This window comes from Janibacter melonis, from assembly GCF_020567375.1.
Taxonomy (GTDB): Bacteria; Actinomycetota; Actinomycetes; order Actinomycetales; family Dermatophilaceae; genus Marihabitans; species Marihabitans melonis.
Genome location: NZ_JAJBZM010000001.1, coordinates 90,217 through 108,597, shown reverse-complemented (window position 1 = coordinate 108,597; position 18,381 = coordinate 90,217). Strand labels below are relative to the sequence as shown.

The 18,381-nt window shown below is 72.7% G+C and carries 12 protein-coding genes and 1 tRNA gene; 5 read left to right on the top strand and 8 right to left on the bottom strand.

The genetic code is table 11. The annotated features are described in order from the left end of the window. The first annotated feature begins 118 nt into the window (after window positions 1-118). Window positions 119-1,378 (top strand): lipopolysaccharide biosynthesis protein, encoded by a 1,260-nt coding sequence (locus tag LIV55_RS00500; protein ID WP_229298872.1) that lies wholly within the window; start codon window positions 119-121, stop codon window positions 1,376-1,378. 4 nt (window positions 1,379-1,382) lie between these two features. On the opposite strand, the gene LIV55_RS00495 is transcribed toward LIV55_RS00500, so the two are convergent. After that, on the bottom strand, window positions 1,383-2,219 hold the full coding sequence (locus LIV55_RS00495; protein ID WP_229298871.1) for a class I SAM-dependent methyltransferase: 837 nt from the start codon (window positions 2,217-2,219) through the stop codon (window positions 1,383-1,385). Beyond that, window positions 2,219-2,785 carry a hypothetical protein gene (locus tag LIV55_RS00490; protein ID WP_201466761.1) on the bottom strand — a complete coding sequence of 189 codons (567 nt, stop codon included), beginning with the start codon at window positions 2,783-2,785 and terminating at the stop codon, window positions 2,219-2,221. The genes LIV55_RS00495 and LIV55_RS00490 overlap by 1 nt, the downstream gene beginning before the upstream one ends. Window positions 2,786-2,935: 150 nt before the next feature. On the opposite strand from LIV55_RS00490, the gene LIV55_RS00485 reads away from it, so the two are divergent. Together LIV55_RS00485 and LIV55_RS00480 are read left to right on the top strand one after the other, a co-directional pair. Further along, on the top strand, window positions 2,936-4,852 hold the full coding sequence (locus tag LIV55_RS00485) for an acyltransferase family protein (protein WP_229298870.1): 1,917 nt from the start codon (window positions 2,936-2,938) through the stop codon (window positions 4,850-4,852). Next, entirely contained in the window at window positions 4,849-5,910 is a 1,062-nt protein-coding gene (locus LIV55_RS00480) for a nucleotidyltransferase family protein (RefSeq protein WP_229298869.1), read from the top strand. Before LIV55_RS00485 ends, LIV55_RS00480 begins: the two co-directional genes overlap by 4 nt. A 13-nt stretch (window positions 5,911-5,923) precedes the next feature. Here the strand turns inward: LIV55_RS00480 and polA are convergent, their stop codons facing one another. Then, a complete protein-coding gene (polA, locus tag LIV55_RS00475; RefSeq protein WP_229298868.1) occupies window positions 5,924-8,599 on the bottom strand; it encodes a DNA polymerase I in 2,676 nt (891 codons plus the stop codon). A gap of 208 nt (window positions 8,600-8,807) precedes the next feature. On the opposite strand from polA, the gene LIV55_RS00470 reads away from it, so the two are divergent. Together LIV55_RS00470 and LIV55_RS00465 are read left to right on the top strand one after the other, a co-directional pair. Next, complete coding sequence (locus tag LIV55_RS00470; RefSeq protein ID WP_229299539.1) at window positions 8,808-9,164, top strand: hotdog fold thioesterase; 357 nt, start codon at window positions 8,808-8,810, stop codon at window positions 9,162-9,164. A gap of 8 nt (window positions 9,165-9,172) precedes the next feature. Next, a complete protein-coding gene (locus LIV55_RS00465) occupies window positions 9,173-9,925 on the top strand; it encodes a DUF554 domain-containing protein (protein WP_229298867.1) in 753 nt (250 codons plus the stop codon). Between the two features lie 86 nt (window positions 9,926-10,011). Here the strand turns inward: LIV55_RS00465 and LIV55_RS00460 are convergent, their stop codons facing one another. From LIV55_RS00460 to gltB, 5 genes are all read right to left on the bottom strand, one after another. Then, window positions 10,012-10,620, bottom strand: a complete 609-nt coding sequence (locus tag LIV55_RS00460) for an ANTAR domain-containing response regulator (RefSeq protein ID WP_123091662.1) — start codon at window positions 10,618-10,620, stop codon at window positions 10,012-10,014. Window positions 10,621-10,671: 51 nt separating this feature from the next. Further along, window positions 10,672-10,754: transfer RNA gene (locus LIV55_RS00455), tRNA-Leu, on the bottom strand. A gap of 37 nt (window positions 10,755-10,791) precedes the next feature. Continuing rightward, a complete protein-coding gene (gene pyk, locus LIV55_RS00450) occupies window positions 10,792-12,237 on the bottom strand; it encodes a pyruvate kinase (RefSeq protein WP_123091661.1) in 1,446 nt (481 codons plus the stop codon). A 98-nt stretch (window positions 12,238-12,335) separates the two neighbouring features. After that, window positions 12,336-13,793 (bottom strand): glutamate synthase subunit beta, encoded by a 1,458-nt coding sequence (locus tag LIV55_RS00445; RefSeq protein WP_191562808.1) that lies wholly within the window; start codon window positions 13,791-13,793, stop codon window positions 12,336-12,338. Further along, entirely contained in the window at window positions 13,786-18,339 is a 4,554-nt protein-coding gene (gene gltB / locus LIV55_RS00440) for a glutamate synthase large subunit (protein WP_229298866.1), read from the bottom strand. Before gltB ends, LIV55_RS00445 begins: the two co-directional genes overlap by 8 nt. Window positions 18,340-18,381 lie beyond the last annotated feature (42 nt).

Here is an 18,381-nt window from a genome sequence, read left to right as displayed (position 1 = left end):
GGACTCCACGGGCTGTCGGGGCTCGGACGAACCGTGCGAGCATAACCGACGTCCCCGGGAGGGGTACTGGCGAGTAGCCTCGCCCGTCAGCAGCCCACGCAGCCCGGGAGGAGGGGTCGTGACACGGATCCTGCCCGCCCGGTCGACCCGTGCGGCGAGCGCCCTGCTCGGCGTCGCCATGGGTGCGGCGAACGTCATGAGTTATCTCTTCGTCGCGTTGCTCTCCTCGACGCTCGGGCCGGCCGACTTCGGCGGCTTCTCGGCGCTCAACACCGTGGGGATCCTCTGCGCGATGCCCGCCGGGGCGATGCAGCTCGTCGTCGCCCGGCGTCAGGGCGAGGGCGCCCGCCGCGACGGGCGGTCTACCTCCGGTGCCGCGCTGTCCGCCGTCGTCGGTCTCGTCCTCGCGACCGCCGTCGTGCTCCTCGCGCCCGCCCTGCGCGACGCCTTCCACCTCGAGAGCGCGGCCTCCGCGGTGTGGCTGGGGCTCACGCTCGTCCCGATGACGATCACCGGGGCCCAGCAGGGCGTCCTGCTCGGGCAGGGCCGCCTCGGCCGGCTGTCCGTGCTCTACCTCGTCACCGCCGGCACCCGGGTCGTCGCGGGCGCCGTCGCGGTGCTCGCGGATCTCGCCGTCCACGAGGTCTTCGCCGCCACCTGCACCGCGGCGGTCCTCACCTGGGCGGCGGGGACGCTCCTCCTGCGTGGCCTGGCCACCCCGTCCGGGGCGGGTGCTCGCGAGGTGCTCGCCGAGCTCGTGCGCTCCAACGCCGCGCTCGCCGCGCTCATGGCCCTGACGAGCCTCGACCTGCTCCTCGCCCGCCACCTGCTGACCCGCGAGGAGTCGGGGGCCTACGCCCTCGCCGCCCTCTTCGGCAGGGTCGTCTTCTGGGGCACCCAGTTCGTCGCGCTGAGCGTCGTGCCCGTCGCCGCCGGCAGCGGCGCCGGCCGGCAGCGCACCGTCCGGGGCGCGGGTGCGGTCGTCGTCGTCCTCGGTCTGCTCGTCGCCCTCGTGTGCGCCGTCGTGCCGGGCCTGCTCGTGCGGGTGACGGGCGGTGCGCAGTACGCCGACGCCGAGCCGCTGCTCGTGTGGTTCGCCGTCGTCGGCACGATGTGGGCGCTCGTCCAGCTGTGGCTCTTCGCCGAGATCGGCGCCGGGCGCAGCGCCCTGGGCTGGCTCACGCTCGCCGTCGTCGTCGTCGAGGTCGCCGCGATCTGGTTCGTCTGGCACGACAGCCCGGGCCAGGTCCTCCTCGTCGCCGGACTGGGTGCGGGCGTCGTCGCCGTCGTCGGGGCGCTCCTCGTGCCCCGCGACGAGCAGACCCCGGGCCCGGACAGCCCCGAGACGGCCGAAGCCCTCCACGCGACGAGCGAGTAGACGCTCAGTCGATCGTGCTCGCCTTCTTGCTCGGGTAGAGCTTCTTGGCGAGGGGCACGAGACCGGGGTAGGTGTGGATCGCCTTCCACGCGGCCTTCTGCCCCGGGCCGAGGGCACCGGCGTACGCGAGACGACGCCAGCGCACGTCGAAGGTCTCCGCGCTGCCCCGGGCGCTCGCCGCGTCGCGGCGGAAGCTCAGGGCGTGCAGGCCGTTGGCCCACAGCGGGTCGTCGTTGGACCGCGCATCCCAGCGGCGCTCGACCCGCCACTGCGGGTGCCGCGCGATGTACGCGTCGTGGGCGTCGCTCACCATCGGGTAGGTCGCGTCGTCGACGAGCACGAGCGCCTCGTCGGCCAGCCACGGCTCGATCATGCCCAGGGCGAGGTAGTGCGAGGTCGCCGTGTGCTCGCCGTCGTAGAAGTAGACCCCGACCGGGCGGTCGAGCAGCCCCGGGCGGCGCAGCAGCTCGAAGCAGTTGCCCTCGAGCAGCCGGACGTCGGCGTGCGCGGCGTGGCGCGCGAGGTTGTCGTGCAGCTCCTGGCGGGCCTGCTCCCCCTGCATGCCGAACTCGAGGTAGTTCTCGAGGACGTAGAAGACGCGGTCGTCGACGCCCTGCACCGCCCCGCACATCGAGCGCCCCTTGTAGGAGCCGACCTCGAGGTAGCACTCGTCGGGCGGCAGCAGCCGGGCGGCGACGTTGAGCACGGCCAGCTCGGCCGCCGAGGTGTACCCCGCGACGTCCTGCACGAGCTGCCCGTAGCGGGCGTCGACCGGCTCGTTGTCCTGCGGGTCGCCGGCGAAGGCCTCCTCGACCCCGTCGAGGAAGCGGGCGAGGTCCATCAGCGGTCCCAGTCGTCGTCGGAGCGACGACGCGCCCGACGGGGCTCGTCGTCGAGGTCGAGCGAGTCGACGTCGTCCTCCTCGTCGCGTCGCCGCGCGGTGCGCCCGCGCGCCGGCTCGTCGCGCCGACGCTCGTCGTCGAACGGGGAGCGCCGGCCCCGCCGCTCGTGGCGGGCCTCACGCTCGTCGCGGCGCAGGCCGTCACGGTCCTCGTCGAGGTCGTCGTCGTGCCGGAGGTCGATGTCGCGCGCCGACTGCGTGCGGCGGGTCGTGCCGAAGAGGACGAGGCCGAGCACCGGCACGCCCAGCCCGGCGCCGAGAGCCGCGGCCGCCTTGTAGCGGTTGGAGGTCTCCGGGCCGTCGCACGTCTTGGCCGCCTCGACGTTCGGGCTGGCCGCCGAGCCGCAGAAGAAGTACCCGCCCTCGCGCCCGCCCTGGGCCAGGGAGATCGGGGTGAGGTAGAAGTAGGCCGCCAGCATGAGGAAGGGCAGGCCCAGGACGATCGACCATCGCGCGCCGTTCGACAGCGAGGTCAGGGTGCGCGATTCGCCGGTGGAGTCAGACATGCCGCGAAGACTACCCATCGGTCACGACCGCTTCGCGCCGGACGCGAGGTGGGTCATACTGGCCGCCACTGACCCGAAGCAGGGAGCATGACCTCGGCCTCTCCAGCGCGCACCCCTCATCCGCACCGGTCCCTGACCTACCGTCCCGCCGTGGACGGCCTGCGGGCGCTCGCCGTCCTCGCGGTCGTCGTCTACCACGGGGTGGAGCGCGCGCTCCCCGGCGGGTGGTTCGGCGTCGACGTCTTCTTCGTCATCTCCGGCTTCCTCATCACCTCGCTGCTGCTCGCCGAGCACCGCCGGTGGGGCTCGATCCACCTCGCCGGCTTCTGGCTGGCCCGCATGCGCCGCCTGCTGCCGGCCCTCTTCCTCGTCCTGCTCGCGGTCGTCGCGCTCACCGCCCTCCTCTCCCCCGTCGGGCAGCGGGCCTCCGTCGGCACCGACGTCCTCGCGACGCTCGGCTACGTCGCCAACTGGCGCTTCCTGCTCGGCGACGAGGCCTACTTCGCCCAGATCGCGGTGCCCTCCCCCCTTCGCCACACGTGGTCGCTCGCGGTCGAGGAGCAGTTCTACCTCCTCTTCCCCCTCGTGCTCTCGCTCCTGCTCGTCTGGACCCGGCGCCGGGTGCGGATCGCCCTCGTCCTCGGCGGTCTCGCCCTCGTCTCGGCCGCTCTCATGGCCGGTCTGCACACCCCGGGCGCGGACGTGAGCCGGGTCTACTACGGCACCGACACCCGGGCCCACGAGCTGCTGGCCGGCGCGATGGTCGCCGCGCTCGTGGCCCGCGGGCCCGGAGCCCTGCCGGCCGCCGCCGCCCGCCGCGTCGACCAGGCCGCCCGGGTCGCGGCGCTGCCGGCGCTGCTCCTCGTCCTGTCCTGCTTCTGGTGGGCCACGGCCGCCCAGGACGCCCTGCTCGGCGGGCTCCTTCTGCCGATGTGCCTCGCGGTGGCCGTCGTCGTCCTCGCCGCGGCGAGCAGCACCCCGTCGCCGACCCAGCGTCTGCTCGCCCTCGAGCCGCTGCGCCGGGTCGGCCTCGTCTCCTACGGGCTGTACCTGTGGCACTGGCCGGTGATGATCTTCCTCACCCCCGCGCGCACCGGGCTGCCCGAGCTCGCGACCTTCGCCCTCCAGGTCGTCCTCAGCCTCGCGCTCGCCGCCGCCTCCTACCTGTGGGTCGAGCAGCCGGTGCGCCACCACGGCGTCCGGGCCCTCGTCCCGCGGGTGCCCGCGCTGGGGCGCGCCGTCGCCGTCGCCTCGGTCCCCGCGCTCGTCGTCGGGGCCGCGACCCTGCCCGCCCTCGGCTCGGCCCTGCGCCCGGCGAGCACCGACCCCGCCGACGTCGTGACGATCCAGGCCGGCCCCTACCGACCCGGGCCGGAGCGCCTCGACGTGCTCCTCGTCGGCAACTCGGTGCCGGCGAGCCTGCTCGAGGCCTACGACTCCTCCGCCTACCCCGACCTCGCCGTCACCGGGCACACGCACGTCGGGTGCGACGCCCTGCCGGCCGACAAGGTCAACGGCGGCGCCCTCGTGCGCACCCCCGCCGAGTGCCGCCAGTGGCGCGACGACTGGTCGGCGGCGGTGCTCGAGGCCAAGGCGGACGTCGTCGCGCTCTTCGTGCCGCACACCTTCCTCACAGACCGGTCCGTCGACGGGCGGACGCTGACCTTCGGCAGCCCGGAGTACGAGCGATACCTGCGCGAGCAGCTCGCCGCGATGGTCGACGACCTCTCCGTCGGCGGCGCCCGCGTCGTCCTCGTCGACGTCGCGTGCCACCGCATGCCCGACCTCGGCGGCAACGAGGAGGTCACGCGCACCAACGACGACCGCTACGTGCAGCGGCTCAACGACGTCGTCCGCGACTGGGCGAGCACCCGCGACCTGCCCGTCGTCGACCAGTACGCCCTGCTGTGCGACGGCGGGTACCGCCCGATGCTCGGCGACGACGAGCTCTACGGCGACGGCATCCACTTCACGCAGGACTCCGGCGAGACCTTCTGGACCTGGCTGGCGCCGCAGCTGCAGGCCGTCGGCGAGGACCGCCCGCTGACGACCCTCGCCGGGTCGTGAGCGTCTCCCCCGCGGCCGGTGTCGTTCTCGCCGGCGGGCTCGGCACCCGGATGCGTCCGCTCACCGCGAGCACCCCGAAGCCCCTCCTGCCGGTCGGTGGCGAGCCGGTCGTCGTGCACCAGCTGCGCATGCTCGCCGAGATCGGCGTGCGCGAGGTCGTCGTCGCGACCTCCTACCGTGCTGCGGACTTCGCCGTCCTCGACCCGGTCGCCGAGGACCTCGGGCTGCGGCTGCGCTGCTCGGTCGAGGAGGAGCCGCTCGGCACCGGCGGTGCGCTCGGGGCGGCGCTCGGTGCGCTCCTCCCCGGCGAGCCGGACGACCCGGTCGTCGTGCTCAACGGCGACCTGCTCACCGGTCACGACCTCGCCGCCCAGCTCGCCGTGCTCGCGTGCTCCCCGCGGGAGGTCGAGGTGGTGCTCCACGTCCGCGAGGTGGCCGACGCCCGGGCGTACGGCAGCGTCGTCGTCGAGGGCGAAGGGGTGGTCACCGCCTTCGTCGAGAAGTCCGACGCTCCCCCGTCCCGGCTCGTCAACGCCGGCACCTACGTCGTGCGGCGGCGACTGGGGCGAGACCTCGGCGCGAGCGGTGACGCACCGCTCTCGCTGGAGCGCGACGTGCTGCCCGGGCTCGTCGCGCGGCGCACGGTGCGCGCGCACGTCGACGACGCGTACTTCGTCGACGTCGGGTCCCCCGCCGCCCTCGTCGCCGCGTCGGCGGACGCCGTGCTGCGCGGCAGCCCCCGCGCCGAGCGAGCGACCGGTGCGACCGCGTGGGTGCACCCCGAGGCCCACGTCGACCCTCGCGCGCAGGTCGGGGCGGGGAGCACCGTGCACGCCGGGGCGTGGATCGGCCCGGGCGCGGTCGTGACGGGCAGCGTCGTCATGGCCGACGCGGTGGTCGAGGACCGTGCCGAGGTCGAGCGCAGCGCGCTCGGCCCGGGCGCGGTCGTCGCAGCCGGTGCCCGGCTGACCCGGTGCGCGCTCGGCGCCGGGGCGCGGACCGACGAGCGGGCCCGCCTCGCTGACGCCCTCGTCGACGGGCCGACGGATACGCGCTGAGGGCTGCGAGCGCCTAGTGCGCGGCGTCGTGCCAGGAGCGCCCAGAGCCGATGCTCACCTCGAGCGGGACGTCCATCGGCACCGCGCTGCCCATCTGCTCGCGCAGGAGAGCCTCGACCTGGTCGCGCTCGCCGTGGGCGACCTCGACGACGAGCTCGTCGTGGACCTGGAGGAGCACCCGTGAGCTCAGCTGCTGCTCGCGCAGCGCGGTGTCGACGCCGAGCATCGCGACCTTGACGACATCGGCCGCCGACCCTTGGATCGGTGCGTTGAGCGCCATCCGCTCGGCCATCTCGCGACGCTGCCTGTTCGAGCTCGTGAGATCGGGCAGGTAGCGACGGCGGCCGAGCATCGTCTCGGTGTAGCCGGTGGCGCGGGCCTGGACGACGACCTCCTGGAGGTAGTCACGCACCCCGCCGAAGCGCTCGAAGTACTCGTCCATGAGGCCCTTGGCCTCGCCGGCGCTGATCGTCAGCTGCCTAGAGAGGCCGAAGGCCGACAACCCGTAGGCCAGGCCGTAGCTCATCGCCTTGACCTTGCTGCGCATCTCGGACGTGACGTCCTGCGGCTCGACCCCGAAGACGCGCGACCCGACGAAGCGGTGGAGGTCCTCGCCGGACTGGAAGGCCTCGATGAGCCCCTCGTCACCGGACAGGTGGGCCATGATGCGCATCTCGATCTGGCTGTAGTCGGCCGAGAGCAGGCACTCGGCCTCGGGCCCGACGACGAAGACCTCACGGATGCGCCGGCCCTCCTCGGTGCGGATCGGGATGTTCTGCAGATTGGGGTCGGTCGAGGACAGCCGGCCGGTCGCGGCGATCGTCTGCTGGTAGGTCGTGTGGATCCGCCCGTCGTCGGCGACGGACTTGATGAGCCCCTCGACGGTGATCCGCAGCCGGGCGGCGTCACGATGACGCAGCAGCGCCTCGAGGAAGGGGTGCTCGGTCTTGACGTAGAGGTCGGCCAGCGCCTCGGCGTCGGTCGTGTACCCGGTCTTCGTCCGGCGCGTCTTGGGCAGGCCGAGGGTGTCGAAGAGGACGACCTGGAGCTGCTTGGGCGAGCCGAGGTTGATCTGCTCGTCGCCGATCGCCTCCCACGCGTCCTGCTGGGCCTGGGAGACCTTGTCGGCGAAGTCGGCCTCGAGGGTGGTCAGCGCCTCGCGGTCGGCGGCGATGCCGGCCTGCTCCATCGCCGCGAGCACGTGCACGAGGGGGAGCTCGACGCCGTGCAGCAGCTCGGTGCCACCGGTCTGCTCGACCTGGTCGACGAGCACCTCGGCGAGGTCGACGACCGCCCGGGCCCGGACCATCGAGGCCTGGGCGGCCTCGTCGTCGTCCGCGGAGAAGTCGAGCTGGCCCTGGTCGGCGTCGCCGCTGTCCTCGACGCGCAGCTCGCGACCGAGATGACGCACGACGAGGTCGCCGAGGTCGTAGGAGCGCTGGTCGGGCCGCACGAGGTAGGCCGCGAGGGCGGTGTCGACGCTCAGCCCGTCGACGACCCATCCACGGGCCCGCAGCGCGTGGATCGGCCCCTTCGCGTCGTGCATCGCCTTCGGCCGGGCCGGGTCGGCCAGCCAGGCCGCGAGGGCGGCGTCGTCGCGCGGGTCGAGGTCGACGACGTCGACCCAGGCCGCCTCGCCCTCGCCGGTGGACAGCCCGAGCGCGCTCACCTCACCGCTCCCCCGGCCCCAGGACCCGACGACGTCGAGACCGACGAGCGCGTCGGTGCTCGCGTGCTCCTGCAGCCACGGGGCCAGCTCGCCCCCGGCGAGAACGGAGCCCTGGACCTCGAGACCGCCGCTCACCTCGTCGGTCGTCGTCTCGAAGGTCTCGAAGAGCCGGTCGCGCAGCACGCGAAACTCGAGGCTGTCGAAGACCCGGTGCACCTCCTCGCGGTCCCACGAGACGCGCTCCAGGTCGGCGATCTCGACCGGCAGCTCGAGGTCGCGCAGGAGGTGGTTGAGCCGCCGGTTGCGCAGGACGTCGGGCAGGTGAGCCCGCAGGGACTCCCCCGCCTTGCCCTTGATCTCGTCGGCGTGGGCGACGACGCCCTCGAGGTCGCCGTACAGTCCGAGCCACTTCGCCGCGGTCTTCGGGCCGACGCCCGGCACACCGGGCAGGTTGTCGCTCGTCTCGCCGACGAGGGCGGCGAGGTCGCTGTAGCGCTCGGGCGGCACGAGGTACTTCGTCTCGACGGCCGCAGGGTCCATCCGCCACACCTCCGAGACGCCTCGCACGGGGTAGAGCAGCGAGACCTGCGGGCTGACGAGCTGGAAGGCGTCGCGGTCGCCGGTGCAGATGACGACCTCCATGTCCTGCGCCCGGGCCATCGTCGTCAGGGTCGCGATGACGTCGTCGGCCTCGTAGCCCTCGATGCCGACGTGCCGGATGCGCAGCGCGTCGAGGATCTCGCGGACCAGCGCGACCTGGCCCTGGAACTCGCCGGGGGTGGCCGAGCGGGTCGCCTTGTACTCCGCGTACTGCTCGCTGCGGAAGGTCTGGCGGGAGATGTCGAAGGCCACCGCGACGTGGGTCGGCTGCTCGTCGCGCAGGACGTTGATGAGCATCGCCGTGAAGCCGTACACCGCGTTGGTGTGCTGCCCGGTGCTCGTGGAGAAGTTCTCCACCGGCAGGGCGAAGAACGCGCGGTAGGCCAGGGAGTGCCCGTCGAGGAGGAGAAGTCGGCTCACGGCCACCACCCTAGGTGGTGGAGGTGACACCCCAGGGTGTCCGGGTCGCGACGGCCCCGGTCGTAGTCTGAGCCGGTCCGACCCGTTGCCGCACCGCCGCCCAAGGAGCCCGACCGTGCCCGAGAACCCCCTCGCCGACCTCCCCCCGCTCACCGACGAGGAGCGCGAGCAGCTCGCCGCCACCGGCCGCGGCACGCTCGTCGAGCGGATGGACATCGAGCTGCTCCAGGCCTCGGCGGAGCGCGTCGTCGGGCGCATGCCGGTCCTCGGCAACACCCAGCCCTACGGCCTGCTCCACGGCGGCGCCTCCGTCGTCCTCGCCGAGACCCTCGGGTCGATCGGCTCGGCGCTGCACGCCGGCGAGGGACGCATCGCCGTCGGGCTCGACATCAACGCGACGCACCACCGCGCCGCCCGCTCCGGCCACGTCGTCGGTGTCGCGACACCGCTCTCGCTCGGTCGCTCCGTCGCGGCCTGGGAGGTCGTCATCACCGACGACGAGCACCGTCGCGTGTGCACCTCGCGCATCACCTGCATGCTGCGCGACGCCCCTCCCGGCGCCTGAGCCCCGAGATGACCTTCGTCGGTCTCGGCACCGCGCTCAACGTGCTCACCGTGCTCGTCGGCGGGGGGCTCGGCATGCTCGTCGGCGGCCGCCTGCCCGAGCGCACCCGGGACGTCGTCACCGACAGCCTCGGGCTGGTCACCCTCCTCATGGCGGGCCTGTCGGCGGTCGAGGTGACCTCGCCGGTGCTGCGCGACGCCCTCGGCTCGGGCGCCCCCGTGCTCGTCGTCCTCGGCTCGCTGCTCGTCGGCAGCATCATCGGCTCGCTGCTGCGCATCGAGGAGCGTCTCGAGCGCGTCGCCGGCACCGTGCAGCGGGCCGTGGGCCGCGGGGGCACGAGCCACGAGTCGAGGGAGCGCTTCGTCGAGGGGTGGCTCACCGCGAGCCTGCTCTTCTGCGTCGGGCCGCTCACGATCCTCGGCAGCCTCGACGACGGGCTCGGCCGTGGCATCGACAAGCTCGCGCTCAAGTCGGTGCTCGACGGCTTCGCCGCCCTCGCCTTCGCCTCGACCTTCGGCGTCGGGGTGCTCTTCTCGGCGGTGAGCGTCCTCGTCGTGCAGGGCGCCCTCACGCTCGCCGGGGTACTCCTCGGCTCGGTGCTGCCCGAGCCGCACATCCTCGCGCTCACCGCGACCGGCGGGCTCGTCCTCGTCGGCATCGCCCTGCGCCTGCTGCGCATCCGCGAGATCCCCGTGGGCGACATGCTGCCCGCGCTCCTCGTCGCGCCCCTGCTCACCCAGCTCGTCGTCGTGCTGCGCTGAGGCTGCGGGCGGACGCACGAAGGGGGACCCGAGGGTCCCCCTTCGTCATGCGTGGTGCTGCGGTCGCCGGCGGGATCCCCCTTCGCTCAGGCCTTGTCCATCCCGGCGACGACGGCGTCGGAGACCTCTCGCATGCCCATGCGGCGGTCCATCGCGGTCTTCTGGATCCAGCGGAAGGCCTCGGCCTCGGAGATCTTCAGCTTCTTCATGAGCACGCCCTTGGCCTTCTCGACGGCCTTGCGGGTCTCGAGACGCTCGCCGAGGTCGGCGACCTCGGACTCGAGCGCCTTGAGCTCGGACCAGCGCGAGCTGGCGACCTCGATGGCCGGCAGGACGTCGGAGGCGCTGAAGGGCTTGACGACGTAGGCCATGACACCGGCGTCACGGGCGCGCTCGACGAGCTCCTTCTGGCTGAAGGCGGTGAGCATGATGACCGGGCAGATGCGCTGTCCGCCGACGGCCTCGGCCGCGGCGAGACCGTCCATGACGGGCATCTTGATGTCGAAGATCGCGAGGTCGGGCTTCAGCTGCTCCGCGAGCGAGACGGCCTGCTGGCCGTCGCTCGCCTGGCCGACGACCTCGTAGCCCTGCTCGGTGAGCATCTCGGCGAGGTCGGTACGGATCAACGCCTCGTCCTCGGCGATGAGGATCCGCAGGGCGGAGGAGCCGGTGGCGCTGGTCTCGGTGGAGCTCATGGTGACCTCACTCGTCGTGTCTCGACGGACTCGGGGACGGGGTGGAGCGGGTGCCGGGAGCGGGACTTGAACCCGCACGCCCTTGCGGGCAAAGCATTTTGAGTGCCTCGTGTCTGCCATTCCACCACCCCGGCGGGGGGCGGTTGGCAGCCTACCGGTGCGCCCGCCGGGTCACATCATGCGGTAGGCGCTCGCGACGCCGTTGCGGGCGTCGCCGATGCGGTGGACGCGCACGGCGTTCGTCGATCCCGGGATGCCGGGCGGGGAGCCGGCGACGATGACGACCTTGTCGCCCTCCTCGACCCGGCCCGCGTCGAGCAGGATCTCGTCGACCATCATCGCGTACTGGTCGGTGCTCGTCACGGGCGGCGTCAGGAAGGTCTCGATCCCCCACACGAGGGCGAGCTGGGAGCGCACGCTCTGGGTGGGGCTGAAGGCGAGCGTCGGCAGGGCGGGCCGCAGCTGGGCCAGCCGGCGCGCGCAGCCACCGGTCTGGGTGAAGGCGATGAGGTACTTGACGTCGAGCTCGGTGCCGATCTCCGCCGCCGCGCGGGTGATGACCGCGCCCTGGGCCGTGCCCATGCCGGAGAGGTGGTCGATGCGCTCGAGACCGTTGTCCTCGGTGCTCTCGATGATCCGGGCCATGACGGTGACGGCCTCGATGGGGAACGCCCCCGCAGCGGTCTCGCCGGAGAGCATGAGCGCGTCGGCGCCGTCGAGGACGGCGTTGGCGGCGTCGGATGCCTCGGCCCGCGTCGGCCGGCTGCTCTCCATCATCGACTCGAGCACCTGGGTGGCGACGATGACGGGCTTGGCCTTGCGGCGAGCCATGTCGACCGCGCGCTTCTGCACGAGCGGGACCTCCTCGAGCGGCATCTCGACGCCGAGGTCGCCGCGGGCGACCATGATCCCGTCGAAGGCGTCGACGATCGCGTCGAGGTCGTCGACGGCCTGGGGCTTCTCGATCTTGGCGATGACGGGCAGGCGGGCGCCCTCCTCGTCCATGATCTCGTGCACGCGGTCGATGTCACGGGCGCTGCGCACGAAGCTCAGCGCGACGAAGTCGACCCCGAGCCGCACGGCCCAGCGCAGGTCGTCCTCGTCCTTCTCCGACAGCGCGGGCACGGAGACCGCGACGCCGGGCAGGTTGATCCCCTTGTTGTTCGACAGCGGTCCGCCGTAGACGACGACGCAGCGCACGTCGGTCTCGGTGACCTCCTCGACGGTCAGCGAGATCTTGCCGTCGTCGACGAGGATGCGGTCTCCCGCGCTGACGTCGCCGGGCAGGCCCGCGTACGTCGTGCCGACGACCTGCTCGTCGCCCGGCACGTCGCGGGTGGTGATGGTGAAGTGCTCGCCGGGCGTGAGGGTGATCGGCCCGTCGGCGAAGCGCCCGGTGCGGATCTTGGGCCCCTGGAGGTCGGCGAGGGTGCCGACGGCGCGGCCGGCCGCGTCGCCCGCGGCGCGCACGGCGCGGTAGTTCGCCTCGTGGACGGCGTGGTCGCCGTGCGAGAGGTTGAGCCGGGCGAGGTCCATGCCCGCGGCGACGAGCTCCTGGATCTTCTGCGGGGTGGAGGTCGAGGGGCCGAGGGTGCAGACGATCTTCGCGCGACGCATGATCCTCATCCTACGACCGGGGGCAGGACGCACGTGACCCGCACCACAGGGCGTGGTGCGGGTCAGCGGTCGTGCGAAGGGGGGTCGCCCCGGCCTGCTCAGGCCATGAGCGGGCGGTCGGTCGGGTTGACCGGGCGCGGGAGCTTCGAGCTGCCCATGAGGTAGCGGTCGACCCCGTGCGCGGCGGCGCGGCCCTCGGCGATCGCCCACACGATGAGCGACTGGCCCCGGCCCGCGTCGCCGGCGACGAAGACGCCGGGCACGGTGCTCATGTACTGGGCGTCGCGCACGACGTTGGAGCGCTCGTCGAGGTCGACGCCGAGCTGCTCGACGAGCCCCTGGGCCTGCGGCCCGAGGAAGCCCATGGCGAGGAGCACGAGCTGCGCGGGCAGCTCGCGCTCGCTGCCGGGCACCGGCGTGAAGCCGTCGGCCCCGCGCTCGACCTCGGTGAGGCGAAGCCCGCTGACGCGGCCCTGCTCGTCACCGACGATCTCCGTGGTCGACACGGCGTAGAGGCGCTCGCCGCCCTCCTCGTGGGCCGAGGCGACCCGGAAGAGCGAGGGGTAGGTCGGCCAGGGCTGCCCGGCGGCCCGCTCCTGCTCGGGCTGCGGCATGATCTCCAGGCTCGTCACCGAGCGGGCGCCCTGGCGGATGGACGTGCCGAGGCAGTCCGCGCCGGTGTCGCCGCCGCCGATGATGACGACGTCCTTGCCCTCGGCGGTGACCTGGCCGGGCGCCTCCTCGCCGACGGCGACCCGGTTGGCGTCGGGCAGGAAGTCCATCGCCTGCATGACGCCCTCGAGCTCGCGGCCCGGGACGGGCAGGTCGCGCGGGACGGTCGCGCCGACGGCCAGGACGACGGCGTCGTAGCGGTCGCGCAGCTGCTGGCCGGTGATCTCGACGCCGACGTCGACGCCGGAGCGGAAGCGGGTGCCCTCCGAGCGCATCTGCGCCAGGCGGCGGTCGACGACCCGCTTCTCCATCTTGAACTCGGGGATGCCGTAGCGCAGCAGCCCACCGGGCTTGTCGGCCCGCTCGTAGACCGCGACGGTGTGGCCGGCGCGGGTCAGCTGCTGGGCGGCGGCGAGCCCGGCCGGGCCGGAGCCGACGACGGCGACGGTCTTGCCGGTGAGCCGGTCGGGGATCTGCGGGGCGACGTCGCCGCGGCCGAAGGCCTCCTCGATCGTCGTCACCTCGACCTGCTTGATCGTCACCGCGGGCTGGTTGATGCCGAGGACGCACGCGGTCTCGCACGGCGCGGGGCACAGCCGACCGGTGAACTCCGGGAAGTTGTTCGTCGCGTGCAGCCGCTCGATCGCGTCGTGCCACTCGCCCTTCCACGCGAGGGTGTTCCACTCGGGGATGAGGTTGCCCAGCGGGCACCCGGAGTGGCAGAAGGGGATGCCGCAGTCCATGCAGCGGCCGGCCTGGCGCTCGAGCTGCGCGAGCTCCTGCTCCTCGTACACCTCCTTCCAGTCCTTGATCCGGACCTCGACGGGCCGCCGCTTGGGCAGCTCCCGCTCGCGGGTGGTGAGAAAGCCCTGGGGGTCAGCCACGGGAAGCCTCCATGATCCGGTCCCAGACCTGCGCGCCGTCGGCGTCGAGGCCCTCGGCCTCGGCCTCGGCCCGCACGTCGAGGACGCGCTGGTAGTCGCGAGGGAGGACGAGCGAGAAGCGGGCCAGACCCGCCTCCCCCTCGTCGAGGAGCCGTTGGGCCACGGGCGAGCCGGTGTGCTCGACGTGGGCCTGCAGCAGCCGGCGCACGACCGGCTCGTCGCCGGTGCGCAGCGGGGTGACGTCGACGAGCTCGGTGTTGACGAGCGCGTCGTCGAGGTCGAGGACGTAGGCCTGGCCGCCGGACATGCCGGCGGCGAAGTTGCGGCCCGTGGCGCCGAGCACGAGGACCGTGCCACCGGTCATGTACTCGCAGCCGTGGTCGCCGACCCCTTCGACGACCGCGGTCGCCCCGGAGTTGCGCACGCAGAAGCGCTCGCCGACGACACCACGCAGGTAGATCTCACCCGAGGTCGCGCCGTAGCCGATGACGTTGCCGGCGATGACGTTGTCCTCTGCGACGAGGGCCGAGTCCTCCGGCGGGGTGACGACGACGCGGCCGCCGGACAACCCCTTCGCCACGTAGTCGTTGGCGTCGCCGACGAGGCGCAGCGCGACCCCCTTCGGCAGGAAGGCGCCGAAGGACTGGCCGGCGCTGCCGCGCGCGGTGATGTCGACGGTGCCCTCGGGCAGGCCCTCGGGGTAGCGCTTGGTCAGCTCGTGGCCGAGCATCGTGCCGACCGTGCGGTTGACGTTGCGGATCTCGACCTCGCCGCGGGACGGCGCGCCGTCCTGCAGTGTCGGCTGGGCGATCTCGACGAGCCGGTGGTCCAGCGCGCGCTTGAGGCCGTGGTCCTGCGCCTTCGTGTGGCGGATGCCGGAGCCGTCGAAGGCCTCGACCTTGGCCAGGACCGGCGCGAGGTCGAGCCCGGCGGCCTTCCAGTGCTCGACGGCCCGACGGGTGTCGAGCATGCCGATCTGGCCGATGGCCTCCTCGACGGAGCGCAGGCCGAGGGCGGCGAGGTGCTCGCGCACCTCCTGGGCGATGTACTCGAAGAAGGTCTCGACGAACTCGGGCTGACCGGAGTAGCGCGCCCGCAGCTCGGGGTTCTGCGTCGCGATGCCCACGGGGCAGGTGTCGAGGTGGCAGACGCGCATCATGATGCAGCCGCTGACGACGAGCGGTGCGGTCGCGAAGCCGAACTCCTCCGCGCCGAGCAGCGCCGCGATGACGACGTCGCGGCCGGTCTTGATCTGCCCGTCGACCTGCACGACGATCCGGTCGCGCAGGCCGTTGAGCACGAGGGTCTGCTGGGTCTCGGCGAGGCCGAGCTCCCAGGGGCCGCCCGCGTGCTTGAGCGAGGTGAGCGGGGAGGCGCCGGTGCCGCCGTCGTTGCCCGAGATGAGCACGACGTCGGCGTGGGCCTTGCTCACGCCCGCCGCGACCGTGCCGACGCCGACCTCGGAGACGAGCTTGACGTGGATGCGGGCCGCCGGGTTGGCGTTCTTGAGGTCGTGGATGAGCTGGGCGAGGTCCTCGATCGAGTAGATGTCGTGGTGCGGCGGCGGGCTGATGAGACCCACGCCGGGGGTCGAGTGACGGGTCTTGGCCACCCACGGGTAGACCTTGTGGCCCGGCAGCTGCCCCCCTTCGCCCGGCTTGGCACCCTGCGCCATCTTGATCTGGATGTCGTCGGCGTTCGTCAGGTACGCGCTCGTCACGCCGAAGCGGCCCGAGGCCACCTGCTTGATCGCGCTGCGACGCTCCGGGTCGACGAGACGCTCGAGGTCCTCGCCGCCCTCGCCGGTGTTGGACCGGCCGCCGAGACGGTTCATCGCGACGGCGAGGGTCTCGTGCGCCTCCTGGCTGATCGAGCCGTAGCTCATCGCGCCGGTGTTGAAGCGCTTGACGATCTCGCTCACCGGCTCGACCTCGTCGACGCTGATCGGCTCGCGCCGCTCGCCGCCGCCGAGCTCGAAGAGCCCGCGCAGGGTCATGAGGCGCTCGGACTGGTCGTCGACGCGCTGGGTGTACTGCTTGAAGATGTCGTAGCGCCGGGCCCGCGTCGAGTGCTGGAGGCGGAAGACGGTGTCGGGGTCGAAGAGGTGCGGCTCGCCCTCGCGGCGCCACTTGTACTCGCCGCCGGTGGCGAGGTGACGGTGCGGCAGGGCCATCCCGTCCGGCGGGTAGGCCGTCGAGTGACGGGCGGCGGTCTCCGCGGCGACGACGTCGAGACCGACGCCGCCGAGCTGGCTGACCGTGCCGGTGAAGAACTCGTCGACGAGCTCCTGCGAGAGGCCGAGCGCCTCGAAGACCTGCGCGCCGCGGTAGCTCGCGACGGTCGAGATGCCCATCTTCGACATCACCTTGAGCACGCCCTTGCCGAGGGCCTTGATGAGGTTCTTCACGGCCTGCTCCTCGCTCACCCCCTCGATGACGCCGCGACGGACCATGTCCTCGACGGACTCCATGGCGAGGTAGGGGTTGACGACGGCGGCGCCGTAGCCGATGAGCAGGGCGACGTGGTGGACCTCGCGGACGTCGCCGGCCTCGACGAGCAGACCCACCTGGGTGCGGGTCTTCTCGCGGATGAGGTGGTGGTGCACCGCCGAGGTGAGCAGCAGCGAGGGGATCGGGGCGAGGTCGCGCCCCGAGTCCCGGTCGGACAGGACGATGAAGCGGGCACCCTGCTCGATCGCGGCGGAGACCTCCGCGCAGATCTCCGTGAGCCGGGCGCGCAGGGCGGCCTCGCCGCCGCTGACGTCGTACAGGCCGCGCACGACGAGGGTCGCGTAGCCGGGCAGGTCGCCGTCGGCGTTGATGTGGACGATCTTCGCGAGCTCGTCGTTGTCGATGACGGGGAAGGGCAGGATCACCTGGCGCGCGTGGGCGGGCTCGGCCGTCAGGGCGTTGCCCTCCGGGCCGATCGCCGTGCCGAGGGCGGTGACGAGCTCTTCGCGGATGGCGTCGAGCGGCGGGTTGGTCACCTGCGCGAACATCTGGTTGAAGTAGTCGAAGATGAGGCGGGGCTTGCTCGAGAGCACGGCGATGGGGGTGTCGGTGCCCATCGAGCCGAGCGCCTCGCCACCCTGCCTGGCCATCGGCGTGAGGAGGATCGACAGCTCCTCCTCGGTGTAGCCGAAGGTCTGCTGGCGGCGGCGCACGGAGGCCGGCGTGTGCATGACGTGCTCGCGCGGCGGCAGGTCGGCGAGCATGATGCGGCCGGCGTGCAGCCAGTCCTCGTAGGGGTTGGCCTCGGCGAGCCGGGACTTGATCTCCTCGTCCTCGACGATCCGCCCCTCCTGGGTGTCGACGAGGAACATCTTGCCGGGCATGAGCCGGCCCTTGCGCACGACCCGCTCGGGCTCGATGTCGAGGACGCCGGACTCCGAGGCGAGGACGACGAGACCGTCGTCGGTCACCCAGTAGCGGCCGGGGCGCAGCCCGTTGCGGTCGAGGACGGCGCCGGCGAGGCGGCCGTCGGTGAAGGTCACGCAGGCCGGGCCGTCCCACGGCTCCATGAACATCGAGTGGAACTCGTAGAAGGCCTTGCGGGCCGGGTCCATGCTCTCGTGGTTCTCCCAGGCCTCCGGGATCATCATGAGCACGGCGTGCGGCAGGGAGCGCCCGCTGAGGTGGAGCAGCTCGAGGACCTCGTCGAAGGAGGCCGAGTCCGAGGCGCCAGGGGTGCAGATGGGGAAGAGGCGAGAGATGTCGCCGGGGATGAGCGGGGAGGTCAGCTGCGACTCCCGGGCGTGCATCCAGTTGCGGTTGCCCTTGACCGTGTTGATCTCGCCGTTGTGGGCGATGAAGCGCATCGGGTGGCTGAGCGGCCAGCTCGGGAAGGTGTTCGTCGAGAAGCGCGAGTGCACGAGCGCGAGCTCGGTCTCGAAGCGCTCGTCGCGCAGGTCGGGGTAGAAGGGCTCGAGCTGGGTGGTCGTCAGCATGCCCTTGTAGACCATGGTGCGCGAGCTGAGCGAGGCGAAGTAGACGTCGGCCTCGCGCTCGGCGCGCTTGCGCACGCAGTAGGCGAGGCGCTCCAGGGTCATGCCGGTGATCTCGCCCTCCGGGGCGGCCACGAAGAGCTGGCGGAAGAGCGGCATGACCTCGCGGGCCATGTCGCCGACGATGTCGCGCTCGACGGGCACGTCGCGCCACCCGAGGACGACGAGTCCCTCCTCGCGCACGATCGTCTCGATCGCGGCGATCACCTCGGTGCGCTGGTCGTCCTCGCGCGGGACGAAGGCGGTGCCCACGGCGTACGCGCCGGCAGCGGGCAGCTCGAAGTCGACGACCTCGCGCAGGAAGCGGTCGGGGACCTGGGTGAGGATGCCGGCGCCGTCGCCGACGAGCGGGTCGGCCCCCGTCGCGCCGCGGTGGTCGAGGTTGATGAGCGCGAGCAGCGCGTGGTCGACGATGTCGCGGCCTGCGTGCCCCCGCATGGTGGCGACCATGGCGACGCCGCAGGCGTCGTGCTCGGCCTCACGGCGGTAGAGCCCCGTGTCGGCCGGGTGCGCTGAGAAGCGGTGGAAGGGCGAGGTCGTCACCGACGATCACCGTCCTTATCTCTCGAGGGGGACGCCCTGGCG

Bases quoted from the DNA above. Each gene is read 5' to 3' on its own strand.
- LIV55_RS00495 (WP_229298871.1), bottom strand. From the start codon at position 2,219: ATGGACCTCGCCCGCTTCCTCGACGGGGTCGAGGAGGCCTTCGCCGGC.
- LIV55_RS00490 (WP_201466761.1), bottom strand. From the start codon at position 2,785: ATGTCTGACTCCACCGGCGAATCGCGCACCCTGACCTCGCTGTCGAAC.
- LIV55_RS00470 (WP_229299539.1), top strand. From the start codon at position 8,808: ATGGACATCGAGCTGCTCCAGGCCTCGGCGGAGCGCGTCGTCGGGCGC.
- LIV55_RS00465 (WP_229298867.1), top strand. From the start codon at position 9,173: ATGACCTTCGTCGGTCTCGGCACCGCGCTCAACGTGCTCACCGTGCTC.
- LIV55_RS00460 (WP_123091662.1), bottom strand. From the start codon at position 10,620: ATGAGCTCCACCGAGACCAGCGCCACCGGCTCCTCCGCCCTGCGGATC.
- pyk (WP_123091661.1), bottom strand. From the start codon at position 12,237: ATGCGTCGCGCGAAGATCGTCTGCACCCTCGGCCCCTCGACCTCCACC.